This is a genomic window from Flavobacterium sp. 21.1, from assembly GCF_057801535.1.
This window is the reverse complement of sequence record NZ_JBYNXA010000002.1, coordinates 431,455-444,477: the sequence shown is the minus strand read 5'-3', so window position 1 is coordinate 444,477 and position 13,023 is coordinate 431,455. Positions and strand designations below refer to the sequence as shown.

Annotated in this window: 11 protein-coding genes; all 11 read right to left on the bottom strand. The window is 42.4% G+C overall.

Translation table 11 applies throughout. From position 1 onward, the window contains the following. Window positions 1-49: 49 nt before the first annotated feature. Window positions 50-2,140: an alpha-ketoacid dehydrogenase subunit alpha/beta gene (locus tag AC3E9U_RS05370; RefSeq protein WP_488745879.1), complete on the bottom strand. Its 2,091-nt coding sequence runs from the start codon at window positions 2,138-2,140 to the stop codon at window positions 50-52. Window positions 2,141-2,151: 11 nt separating this feature from the next. After that, window positions 2,152-3,213 (bottom strand): branched-chain amino acid aminotransferase, encoded by a 1,062-nt coding sequence (locus tag AC3E9U_RS05365; RefSeq protein WP_488745878.1) that lies wholly within the window; start codon window positions 3,211-3,213, stop codon window positions 2,152-2,154. An 18-nt stretch (window positions 3,214-3,231) separates the two neighbouring features. Then, complete coding sequence (locus tag AC3E9U_RS05360) at window positions 3,232-4,515, bottom strand: dihydrolipoamide acetyltransferase family protein (protein ID WP_488745877.1); 1,284 nt, start codon at window positions 4,513-4,515, stop codon at window positions 3,232-3,234. A 70-nt stretch (window positions 4,516-4,585) separates the two neighbouring features. Then, entirely contained in the window at window positions 4,586-5,182 is a 597-nt protein-coding gene (locus AC3E9U_RS05355) for an acyltransferase (RefSeq protein ID WP_488745876.1), read from the bottom strand. An 83-nt stretch (window positions 5,183-5,265) separates the two neighbouring features. Beyond that, window positions 5,266-6,018 carry an enoyl-CoA hydratase/isomerase family protein gene (locus AC3E9U_RS05350; protein ID WP_488745875.1) on the bottom strand — a complete coding sequence of 251 codons (753 nt, stop codon included), beginning with the start codon at window positions 6,016-6,018 and terminating at the stop codon, window positions 5,266-5,268. A 101-nt stretch (window positions 6,019-6,119) separates the two neighbouring features. Beyond that, window positions 6,120-8,612: a phenylacetic acid degradation bifunctional protein PaaZ gene (gene paaZ, locus AC3E9U_RS05345; RefSeq protein WP_488745874.1), complete on the bottom strand. Its 2,493-nt coding sequence runs from the start codon at window positions 8,610-8,612 to the stop codon at window positions 6,120-6,122. Between the two features lie 55 nt (window positions 8,613-8,667). Then, window positions 8,668-9,870, bottom strand: a complete 1,203-nt coding sequence (gene pcaF / locus AC3E9U_RS05340; RefSeq protein ID WP_488745873.1) for a 3-oxoadipyl-CoA thiolase — start codon at window positions 9,868-9,870, stop codon at window positions 8,668-8,670. Window positions 9,871-10,009: 139 nt separating this feature from the next. After that, the gene (locus AC3E9U_RS05335) at window positions 10,010-10,417 is read right to left on the bottom strand and encodes a PaaI family thioesterase (protein WP_488746138.1); all 408 of its coding nucleotides are present in this window, start codon (window positions 10,415-10,417) and stop codon (window positions 10,010-10,012) included. Between the two features lie 36 nt (window positions 10,418-10,453). Next, window positions 10,454-11,605 (bottom strand): 3-hydroxyacyl-CoA dehydrogenase NAD-binding domain-containing protein, encoded by a 1,152-nt coding sequence (locus AC3E9U_RS05330; RefSeq protein ID WP_488745872.1) that lies wholly within the window; start codon window positions 11,603-11,605, stop codon window positions 10,454-10,456. Between the two features lie 64 nt (window positions 11,606-11,669). Beyond that, on the bottom strand, window positions 11,670-12,455 hold the full coding sequence (locus AC3E9U_RS05325; protein WP_488745871.1) for an enoyl-CoA hydratase-related protein: 786 nt from the start codon (window positions 12,453-12,455) through the stop codon (window positions 11,670-11,672). Window positions 12,456-12,503: 48 nt separating this feature from the next. Beyond that, the gene (gene paaD, locus AC3E9U_RS05320) at window positions 12,504-13,004 is read right to left on the bottom strand and encodes a 1,2-phenylacetyl-CoA epoxidase subunit PaaD (protein ID WP_488745870.1); all 501 of its coding nucleotides are present in this window, start codon (window positions 13,002-13,004) and stop codon (window positions 12,504-12,506) included. Window positions 13,005-13,023 lie beyond the last annotated feature (19 nt).

The window sequence follows — 13,023 nt, the reverse complement described above, 5'->3', positions numbered from 1 at the left end:
AGAACCGTGCTATATGACACGGTTCTTTTTTTATCTCAATTAAAAATCGTTAGTACGCTAACAACTCTTCTATTTTTACCTTCACTTTTTCAGAAGAAGGAATCATAGTCTGTTCCAAAACACTGTTCAGCGGAATGGCCGGCATATTTTCCGAACCAATCGTCATCACTGGAGCGTCTAAATACTTAAAGCATTTTTCCTGAATCATTCCGGCTAAGCTTCTTGCAAAAGAATTATTGATAGACTCTTCGGTCACCACAAGACATTTCTTAGTCTTTTTAACCGATTTCAATATCGTTTCTTCATCCAAAGGATTTATCGTTCTTAAATCGATAATTTCCACCTGATCTTTGATTTTTGTCGATGCATTTAAAGCCCAATGTACTCCCATCCCGTAAGTAATAACAGAAATAGTTTCTCTTGTTTCCTGTTCCCAAATTTCCTGAACGATGTTCGCTTTTCCGAAAGGCAAAACATAATCTTCGCTCGGTTCATTTGTACGCGCCTCATCCGTTCCTTTTACCTTAGACCAGTATAATCCTTTATGCTCTAAAATCACTACCGGATTTGGGTCGTAATAAGCAGCTTTCAATAATCCTTTCAAATCAGCTCCGTTACTTGGATAAGCAATTTTAATTCCGCGGATATTTGCCAAGACACTTTCCACGGAAGAAGAATGGTAAGGCCCACCACTTCCGTAAGCACCGATTGGCACACGCAAGATCATGCTCACCGGCCATTTTCCGTTAGAAAGATAACAAGAACGGCTTACTTCAGTAAATAACTGATTCAATCCCGGCCAGATATAATCGGCGAACTGTACTTCTACAATTGGTTTTAAACCTACAGCCGACATCCCTACGGTAGAACCAACGATGAAAGCTTCCTGAATCGGAGTATTAAATACACGCTCGTCTCCAAATTTCTGTGCTAACGTAGCGGCCTCTCTGAAAACACCTCCTAATCGTCCTCCAACATCCTGACCGTACAAAAGACATTCTTTATGTTTTCGCATCAGTTCTTCCACAGCAAACAAAGCACAGTCCACCATCACCACTTTATCTTCACGCTCCGGATTTCTTTCACCTGCTTCCTCAGTGATAGGGGTTGGGGCAAAATCGTGCGTGAATAAATCTTCCGGCTGAGGATCTTCTGCTGTTAAGGCTTTTTCGTAATCTCTTTTTACTTTCTCTGTAGCCGCATGTTCCATTTCTGCAATCTCATCCAAAGTGAATTCGGCATCAATCATTTGCTTCAACAAAACAGGGTATGGATCTCTTGAATGCGCTTCTTCCAAATCATCACGATACCATTCCATTCGCACACCCGATGTATGGTGATTCAACAACGGAACTTTCGCATGAACCAAAAAAGGACGACGCTCTTCACGCATGGTTTTCAACACCTTTTGAATCGCTAAATAACTTTCCGTAAAATTAGCTCCGTCAATTGTAATTGCTTCAATTCCGTGGAATCCTTTCGCATATTCAAATGCATTTTGGGCACGTGTTTCAGCAGCATTTGCCGAAATATCCCAACCATTGTCCTGTACCAGATACAGAATCGGCAATTGTTTCAACGCCGCCATCTGGAAGGCTTCAGCAATTTCACCTTCGGTCACGGAAGCATCTCCAAGCGAACAAACCACAATTGGTTTTTCATTTATTGTCGTATCATCGAGACCTACATTTTCTTTATACCAGAATCCCATAGCTGCACCCGTTGCCGGTATCGCCTGCATTCCCGTCGCTGAGGACTGGTGTGGAATTTTAGGTTTGTCGGCATCGCGCAAACTTGGGTGACAGTAGTAGGTTCTTCCCCCCGAAAAAGGATCGTCTTTCTTTGCCATCAACTGCAACATCATATCGTAAGGCTGCATCCCGATTCCCAACATCATCGCATCATCACGGTAATACGGAAACGCATAATCCTGTGGTAACAACTGCATTCCCACAGCAATCTGAATCGCCTCGTGTCCGCGTGACGTAGCGTGAACGTATTTGGAAACCACTTTAAAATTTTCTTCATACAAAGTGGCCATCGCCTTGGCAGCAGCCATTGTCGAAAATGCTTTTTTAAGGGTTGATTTATCTACAAGTACTGGCATATCTATCGTATTCATTATTTCTTTCTTCAGCATTATTAACAAGGCTAGTTCTTAACCGCCGGCACTATCCAACCGAATTTATCTTCCGCTTTTTGAGTTTTGATAGCGTTCAACGTACCATTCACCTCATGTGAAACCGGATTTTCTTTTGGAAAGGTTATTTTCATGTCTTTATACCCGATTTCTTCAATCATCGCAATTCCAACCGCTGTTCCGGCACCAAAAGCTTCTTCCAATGTTCCGTTTTGCGATGCTTCAATAATTTCAGAGATTTTGATCGGTCTTTCGGTTACTTCAAAACCTTTATCGCGAAGCACGTCGATTACTGACATCCTTGTAATTCCGGCCAAAATCGATCCGCTTAAATCCGGAGTAATGAACTTTCCTCCTATTTTGAAGAAAACATTCATTGTTCCTACTTCCTGGATGTATTCAAATTCGTTAGCATCCAACCAAAGTACCTGATCGTAGCCTTTTGCTTTGGCGATTTCCGTTGGACGGATTGCTCCGGCATAATTTCCGGCTGCTTTAGCTTCTCCCGTTCCACCGATAGCGGCGCGGATGTATTTTGTTTCTGCGTATAATTTGATCGGCTTGCTGAAAAACGGTCCTGCAGGCGATGCGATAACGATAAACTTATATCTTGTAGCCGCACGCATTCCGATGAACGCTTCATCCGCATACATGAAAGGACGCAAATACAAAGCGGCCCCTTCTTCAGATGGGATCCAGTTTTTTTCAAGAGCAACCAATTGCTTTAATGCTTCCACGAACAAATCTTCCGGAAATGACGGCATCCCCATTCTGTCGGCACTGAAATTCAAACGCTTTGCATTTTCCATCGGACGAAACAACAAAGCCACATTATCTTTACCTAAAGTCGCTTTCATTCCTTCAAAAATCGCTTGCCCGTAATGCAATGCCATCGCAGCAGGATGCGTTGCAATAGCTGCTAAAGGCTCGATTCTTGGGTTGATCCACGCTCCGTTTTCATAATCACAAATAAACATGTGATCCGTAAAAGCATTCCCCATCGCGATGTTGTTGATATCCACTTCGCTCACGTTTGAGGACTCCACTTGATTTATTTTTATAGTGTAAGACATAGTCTGTTTTTTTCTAATTTATATTGCTGTATTTGCATCAAATTGCTCTAAATAATCACCCACTTTTCTCAGGAATGATCCTCCCAGGAATCCATCTACCACACGATGATCGAACGAAAGCGACAGATACATCATGCTGCGGATGGCGATTTCATCTCCTTTCGGAGTAGTAATTACTTCCGGTCGTTTCTTGATGATTCCAAGAGCCAAAATAGCTACCTCCGGTTGATTGATAATCGGTGTTCCCATTAAACTTCCGAAGGTACCTACGTTCGAAATCGTGAACGTGCTTCCCTGAACCTCATCCGGTTTTAATTTATTGTTTCGGGAACTGTCCGCCAGATGATTTACAGATGCTGCCAATTCCGACAAGCTCTTTTCATTAGCGTTTTTCACCACCGGAACTATCAGGTTTCCGCTTGGTAAAGCTGTAGCCATTCCGATATTGATATCATTGTGAACGATGATCTTCTTCTCGTCAACCGAAACATTGATCATTGGAAAATCCTGAATCGCTTTGGCCACCGCATCCACAAAAATGGGCGTAAACGTCAGCTTCTCGTTGTATTTTTCCTGGAATTTATCCTTAACTTCATTTCTCCAGCTCACCAGATTTGTAACATCCACTTCGATGTAAGACGTTACGTGAGGTGAAGTCTGTTTGGAATACACCATGTGATCGGCAATCATTTTGCGCATGCGGTCCATTTCCACGATGCGGTCTTTGCCTTCCACGAAATTGATTACCGGCTTAGGATAAGTCGAAGCAGGCGTGCTAGGCGCTGCGAATTGCGAATTGCGCTGAAGCGGATATTTTCGGGTTTTCAGATAGTTGAAAACATCACTTTTTTGTATTCTTCCTTCAGCACCCGAACCCGGAATACTCTGTACTTCTTCCAAGGACAGATTTTCTTTTTGAGCTATGCTGATAATTAACGGAGAAAGAAAAGCATCCGGATTGCTCTTTAACTGCAAAGGTTTTGGAGCGCTTTGCGGAGCTGACGACTGCGGAGCATTAACTTTTACTTCTTCTTTCTTTTGTGTTTTTACTTCCGATTTTCCGTCCGATGAAATCAATGCCAGCACTTCACCAACAGCCACCACATCGTCTTTCTGAAAACGGATTTCGGTGATAACCCCCGAACAAGGCGCCGGAACTTCACTATCCACTTTATCGGTAGCTACTTCCAACAGGGTTTCTTCTGCTTCCACGGTATCACCAACATTTTTCAGCCAGCTAATGATGGTCGCTTCCGATATACTTTCACCCATTTTGGGCATTTTGAATTCTACTATTGACATATTTTAGTCTTACAGTCGAAAGTCGAAAGTCGAAAGTCAAAAAAACCAACGACTAATTTCTAACGACTAATTACTTCTTTTTAAATTCTCCTAATGTTTTATAAAATTCCTCCTGCGTTGGTCGGTTCGCCGGAATTTCGCGTAAAGGTTCTACTGCTCTTAAAGTCTCGTAGCACTCTTTAGGCAATTGCTGATACAAAGCCGTTCCTTTAGTTTTCCATTCGATCAGTTCATCGCTTACATCTTTAATGATCGTAGCCGGATTTCCGACAACCATTTTTCGGTTGGGGATTTTCGTATCTGCTTTTATAAACGCCAAAGCACCTACTATGCATTCATCGCCCAATTCAACATTATCCATGATTACGGCGTTCATTCCAACCAGACAGTTCGCACCGATATTGGCTCCGTGGATAATGGCTCCGTGACCGATATGCGCACCGGCTTTCAGTACCATACTTTTTCCTGGAAACATGTGAATCGTACAATTTTCCTGTACATTACAACCGTCTTCGATGATAATTTCACCCCAGTCTCCGCGAATGGCAGCACCCGGTCCTACATATACATTTTTCCCGATAATCACATTCCCCGTAACCGCGGCCTGCGGATGGATAAAACTGCTTTCGTGAACAACCGGTATAAAACCTTTGAATTCGTAAACCATAATCTTCAGAATATAGATGATAGAACATAGAAAAGAGACTTTTCGATTTTGTCTATTGTCTTTTCTCTTTGCTCTATTTTCTTTTACTTAAATTTCTTCAGTGTTTCTTTAGTGAAGTCCGACAGTACCAGTCTTCCGCTTATGGCTGCTCTTTCTGCCAATAACGTATCCCAGTCGTCTGTGCCTCTCCAGAATATTTTTTTCATTTCCAGCATAGCTTCCGGATTGTAAGTACACAGATGTTCTGCAAACTTCTGAACTGCTTCATCCATAGCTTCGATGCTTTCATATACATTCGCGTACAATCCTTTGTCTTTCGCCCACGATGCATCATAGAACGAATTAGCATCAATAGCGATTTGCGACATAGCGGAAACTCCCATTTTTCTTTCGATCGCAGGACTTACCACAAACGGACCGATACCTACGTTAAGTTCGCTTAGTTTTACCGCTGCGAATTGAGTCGCCATACAATAGTCGGTTGAAGCGGCAATACCTACTCCACCTCCTACGGTTTTCCCCTGAATTCTTCCGATGATGAATTTCGGGCATTTGCGCATGGCATTGATTACGTTTGCAAAACCTGAGAAAAATACTTTCCCGGTTTGTTCATCGTTGATAGTGATTAATTCCTTAAAACTGGCTCCGGCGCAGAAAGTTCTGTCGCCACCGCTTTTTAAAACAATTACTTTTACCTCGTTGTTGTTTCCAACAGTGGTAATCGTTTCAGCTAATTGTGCTAAAATAGTTCCCGGCAATGAATTTTGCTCCGGGTGGAAAAACTCTATAGTAGCGATTCCGTTTTGTATGTCGTGTTTTACGTATGCTTCTGTCATATTATTTTTTCATTTAAATGGCACGCAGATGACGCGGATTAAGCAGATTTTTACGAATTATTCTGTGTTAATCCGTTTAATCCGTTACGATCTGTGGGCTATTACAAAATTCCGAATTGTTCAAAATGATGATTAAAATGCTTAACATTCATTAAATCCCATTCAAATTTATCCAAGATCCCGAATACGGCATTTTTAGTTGTCGCTTCCGGATTTTCTTTGAAATACAATTCAAAAGCATCATAAGCTTCAATCAGTTTTTGTTTCGCTGTAGCCAAATCCGGATGAATCAAAGCATCTGTACTTTCTTTCTCCATTAATGGATGTTTGAAATCTTTCGGCATTGGTTTATGATTGAATACCATTTCGACTACTTTCGCCAAATGTTCTTCCGGCGTGGAAATTTCAAAATCCTGAATCTCACCTGAGGCAATTCTCAAAGATTTTTCAAGGTGCTCCACCATGTGCTGCGGCTTCATCATTCCCCATTTAGCCGTAGCGTTTTCGGTTAATTTCGCTAAGTAGTTTTGGATGTTACTTCTGTCGATCTGCACGAACGGTGATTTCTTCTGAACCATCGTCAGAATTGTCGCGATTGCCACTAATTCGTCATTTTGGTCGAATACTTCTACAAACCATTTCACGATTCCGCATGGCAATTCTTTTCCTACGCTGTCACGCTCTATCTTCTGTTTACACGTTAAACGAACATAAATAGTATCATTGTGATAGATCGGACGAACGAAACGACATTCTTCCAATCCGTAATTTGCAGCTACCGGTCCTTTGTTCGGATAAACGAATAATCCTGCTGCTGCTGCCAAAATAAAGTACCCGTGAGCGGTACGCTTTTCGAAAATACTTCCTTTCAAAGAAGTGATATCAGTGTGCGCGTAGAAATGATCCCACGTTAAATTGGCGAAATTGATAATATCCGTATCGGTAACCGTACGCTTGTGTGTTTTAAGCGACATCCCCGGTTGAATATCCTCCCAGTGGTATTGGAACGGATGCTGTGGTGTCTCTTTGTATTTTGAATTTGGCTGATAAATACCGGTAATTTCCGTTAAGGTTGTTGGCGATCCCTGAACAGCGCAACGCTGCATATAATGCTTGATTCCGCGTACACCACCCATTTCTTCTCCACCTCCGGCACGACCCGGACCTCCGTGAACCAATAAAGGCAGCGGCGAACCGTGACCCGTACTTTGTTTTGCATTTTCTCTGTTCAACACTAAGATTCTACCGTGGTGAGTCGCAGCGTTGATTACATAGTCTTTTGCAATTTCATCGGAATTCGTAACAATAGAAGAAACCAGGGAACCTTTACCCATTTGAGCCAGTTCAATAGCTTCGTCTATATTCTTATATGGCATAATAGTTGAAACCGGACCAAAAGCCTCCGTTTCGTGCACCGTAAGGTTTTCAAACGGATTGTCTTCGCGAAGTAACATCGGCGTAATGAAAGCGCCTTTATCGTCAGCGCCCACAAGGTCTAACTTATCGAAATCTCCGTATACAATTGAAGCTGTTTTTGCAATTTCTTTTACCCGGTCTTTTACTTCTTGCACCTGGTCTTTGCTCACTAAAGATCCCATACGAACTTCTTTAAGTCTCGGATCTCCAACAGTTACTTTATCTAATGCTTTTCCAAGGGCAATCTGAACATCCTCCACAAGGCTTTCTGGAACGATCATACGACGGATAGCCGTACATTTTTGTCCGCATTTCACGGTCATTTCGCTTCTCGCCTGACTGATAAACAAGTCGAATTCCGGAGTTCCCGGAACAGCGTCTTCTCCTAAGATGGAAGCGTTTAATGAATCGGCCTCCATATTGAACGGAACTGCCTCGCTGATGATTCTCGGATGCGATTTCAACATACGTCCGGTTGATGCCGAACCTGTAAAAGTTACCACGTCCTGACTTTCAATCGTATCAAGTAATGTGTGAGCCGAACCACAGATCAACTGCAGCGCGCCTTCCGGCAAAATATTGGATTTGATGATTTCCCTAACAACGGCTTCGGTTAAATAGGACGTCGATGTCGCTGGCTTCACAACCGCCGGAACACCTGCCATCCAGTTAACCGCACACTTTTCCAGCATACCCCAAATCGGGAAGTTGAAGGCATTGATATGCACTGCAACACCTCTTTTCGGAACCAAGATGTGGTGCGCCATAAAGCGGCCTCCTCTTGATAAATCAATCGGATCTCCTTCTACATGATAGGGTTGGTTTGGGAATAATTTTCGTAACGAAGCATTGGCAAACAGATTTCCGAATCCACCTTCGATGTCGATCCAGCTGTCTACACGCGTTGCTCCTGTTCTGTAACTTATTTCGTAGAACTGTTCTTTGCGTTTGTTTAAATACATCGCCAGGCTTTTGATCATGTTTCCACGTTCCTGGAATGTCATTTTACGAAGTTTTTCGCCTCCTTTAGTTCTTCCGTAATGAAGCACTTCGGCAAAATCAATACCCTGAGTCGATGCATTACCGATAATTTCACCCGTTACCGAGTCAAATAAAGGTACCCCTTCTCCGGAACCGGATGTCCAATTTCCTAAAATGTAATTTTCTATTTTGCTCATACCTATTTTATTTAACCGCAATCCCGATAGCTATCGGGACGCTAAGTTTGATTTTTTATACTCTTTCAATAATTACTGCGTACCCTTGGCCTACTCCGATACACATGGTAATTAAAGCATAACGTTTACCTGTCAGTTGTAATTCCAATGCCGCAGAATAAGCGATTCTTGCACCGGTAACACCCAGCGGATGTCCGATTGCAATAGAACCTCCGTTTGGATTGATTCGCGGATCGTTATCTTTTAATCCTAATTCACGTATACAAGCGATACTTTGTGCCGCGAACGCCTCATTTAATTCGATGATATCGATTTGATCTAAAGTCAAACCTGCTTTTTCCAATGCTTTGTTAGTCGCATCAACCGGTCCGATACCCATGATTTTTGGCTCCACACCAACTACCGCTGAACTTACGATACGTGCTAACGGTTTTAGGTTGTATTTTTTAACCGCTTCATCAGAAGCTATGATGGTCGCAGCCGCACCGTCGTTTAATCCCGATGCATTTCCTGCTGTTACGCTTCCGTCTTTTCTGAAAGCCGGACGCAATTTAGACAACCCTTCCATTGACGTTGACGGTTTCACAAACTCGTCTTTCGAAAACTGGATTGGTTCACCTTTTCTTTGTGGAATTTCAACGGTTACGATTTCTTTTGCCAATCGACCTGAGTTTTGTGCCGCAACAGCTTTTTGTTGACTGTTCAACGCGAAGGCATCTTGATCTTCTCTGGAAATCGAATATTTATCCACTAAGTTTTCTGCCGTTTCCCCCATCGCATCGGTACCGTACATCGCATGCATTTTCGGGTTTACGAAACGCCATCCGAAGCTGCTGTCGTACATTTTACTGTCGGTTCCGTATGCTGCCGATGGTTTCGATACCACTAATGGTCCGCGGGTCATGTTTTCCACGCCACCTGCGATAAAAACGTGTCCGTCTCCTGCTTTAACAGCACGACTTGCACTGATGATCGCTGACAATCCGGAGCTGCACAAACGGTTTACGGTTTCTCCCGGAACAGTATATGGCAACCCAGCCAAAAGCAACGACATACGCGCTACGTTACGATTATCTTCTCCCGCCTGATTGGCACATCCCAAGATAACATCGTCATAAGCGTCTGTTGGGATATTTGGATTTTTTTCCGTTACCGCTTTGATTACCAAAGCTCCTAAATCATCCGGACGAACTGCTGCTAAGGTTCCCTGATAACTTCCTATTGGAGTACGTACTCCGTCTATGATATATGCTTCCATACTCAGATTACAGATTTTAGATTGCAGATTTCAGGTTCTGAAAACTGACCTCTATTTATATTTTATGTTTGTTTAAAACTTTTATTTCTATTAAAAATGACCATCCCGATAGCTATCGTGACATTTGCTCCAGAATATTTTATTCTTCCCATTCTTTCGGAGTTCGGAAGGCTACGCCTTTAAAAAGCGCCACCAAAAGATCTCCTTTTTTAATCTCAACAATGTAAAAACCCAACTTATTTTTCAGGCTTTCCAGACTGGCCTCGGCTACTATATAATCGTTTTCTTCCAACGCTTCAATGTGGTTAATCGATGTTTCGATGGATACGGCAAATCTTCCGTTTGTATTTACGGTAAACCCAAAAGCAGTATCCGCTAACGAATAAGTAATTCCGCCGTGCGCTTTGCCCATACTGTTCAGCATTTCTTTGCGGACGGTCATACCCAACTTGCATCTTCCGATTTCGCATTCCAGAATCTCGATACCCAGCCATTGACTGAACGGATCGAGTGAGAGCATTTTAAAAGGTATTTTTTCTCCTTGCATTTTTGATTTGGAATTTAGAATCTCTTCCATCAGTTATTACACACTAAATACTTTATTCTCTCTGTTCAATTTTCGTAAGATCGGGCTGCAACGGTAACGGTCTTCGTGGTATTCGTTGTACAGTTCGTCTAACTTTTCAACGCACCAGTTGATACCTAATTCGTTTGCCCAAGCCAATAACCCTTTCGGATAATTCACCCCTTTAGTCATGGCATTGTCTATATCTTTTTCAGACGCAATGTTTAAAAATAAAGCATCGGCCGCTTCATTGATAAGCATTACGATTACGCGTTCGAAAATAATTTTAGCCATCGCCGTATCTTCGGTTGGTTTTGGCATTTCCTCGCTGTAATTGTAGAATCCTCTTCCTGATTTTCTACCTAAGAAACCGGCTTCGGTTAAACGTTTTTGCGTAAACGATGGTTTGTATCTCGGATCGAAATAAAAGGATGTAAAAACGGTTTCCGTAACGGTATAATTTACGTCGTGTCCGATGAAATCCATCAATTCAAAAGGCCCCATTCTGAAACCTCCGATAGTTTTCATACTCCAGTCGATGGTAGCGAAATCCGCAAAACCTTCTTCATAAAGACGTAATGCTTCACTATAGAAAGGTCTTGCAACACGGTTCACAATGAACCCCGGTGTATCTTTAGCAACCGCTACCACTTTTTTCCAATCGGAAATGGTCTGCGTTATTTTCTGAGTCACTGCTTCGCTTGTCTGAACAGCCGGAATTACCTCAACCAACTGCATCAATGGCGCCGGGTTGAAGAAATGAATTCCGATAACGCGTTCCGGTTTCTGGCATGAAGCGGCAATCGAAGCGATGGATAACGAAGAAGTGTTTGACGCTAAAACCGTTTCGGCTGAAACATAAGTTTCTAATTCCGAAAACACTTTTCTTTTGATTTCCAGATTTTCGACGATGGCTTCAATAACCAAATCCGAATCCGCCAAATCTTTTAATGCGCTTACATAAGACGTGGCATTGATAATTCTTGATTTCTCTACCTCATCAATTTTCCCCTTCTCCACCATTTTGGACAAGGTAGTTTCAAGATTGGAAGCACTTTTTGCAAGCGCCTCCTGATTGGTATCGTATAATTTTACGGAACATCCTGCTGTGGCTGCCACTTGTGCAATACCGCTTCCCATTGTTCCTGAGCCTATAACTGCTACTTTCATTTTATTTTGTTGGAAATCCGAAATTTTAAAATCTAAAATCCGAATTCTGATTTCTGATTCTAAATTAATTCCCTGTAAATTCCGGTTTTCTTTTCTCCACAAAAGCGTTTACGCCTTCATTGTAATCAGATGAAGAACTTGCTTCAATCTGCAAATCGCTTTCTAACGCCAATTGTTGTTCCAGTGAATTTGTCATGGATTGATTAAGTAAGCGTTTGGTCAAGCCTAAAGCCAATGTTGGCATTTGCGCCAAATTCTCGGCTACTTTTTTCACTTCTGTTTCGAAAGTATCAGCTGGGAAGGCTTTGTAGATCATTCCCATATTTACCGCTTCTTCGGCTGAAACCTTATCACCCAACATCATTAAGGCTGATGCTTTTTGAAAACCGATTAATCGTGGAAGGAAAAACGTTCCCGCGCTATCCGGAACCAATCCGATTTTGCTGAAAGCCTGAATAAAACTTGCCGATTCTACTGCTACAACTATATCACAAGCCAAAGCAATGTTAGCACCCGCACCTGCAGCCACACCATTTACGGCAGCTACAATCGGTTTTTCAATCGTTCTGATTTTCTGGATGATCGGATTGTAATGCTCTTCCAGTATTTTTCTGAACCCTGGGTTAATTTCCGGGGTTGTTACTTCTTTTAAGTCTTGTCCGGCGCAGAATGCTTTTCCGTTTCCGGTAAGTACGATGGCGCGAACATTTGAGTCAGCAGCACAATTTTCAAGCGTATCCTGAAGCGACAACGCCATTTCTCTGTTGAAACTGTTGAATACTTCAGGTCTGTTGAGTGCAATCCACGCAACATTGTTTTCAATCTTAACCTCAATTGAATTTGAGCTCATACCTAATTTTATTTAAAAACCCGCAAGGAAGAACCCTGCGGGTTGTATTTATTTTAAACATTTAAAATAGTCAAACGGCTCCAGACAATCCTCACACTGAAACAGTGCCTTGCAGGCCGTCGAACCGAATTGGCTGATCAATTTCGTGTTAAACGAACCGCATTGCGGACATTTAACCAGTTTTTTATTCCCGAGCAGCGCTTCTTTATCAGCATCTGCATCCAACGGGGCAGCGATACCATATTTCTCCAGTTCAGCTCTTCCTTTTGGGGTGATCCAATCGGTTGTCCAGGCTGGTGAAAGCACCAAACTGATTTTAGCTTCCAATCCCTTTTCTTTGAATGCTTTTTTGATGTCATCGCCAATAACATCCATCGCAGGGCAGCCGCTGTAAGTTGGCGTAATCGCTACTTCGATGATATCATTTACAACTTGTACGGAACGCACCACCCCCATATCCATAATAGAAAGCACAGGAATTTCAGGATCGGAAACCGTTCCCAGGATGTCCAGTATTTTTCTATCGATATGTTGAAGTTGTTCTGTCATGATGTAAGCAATACCTTCT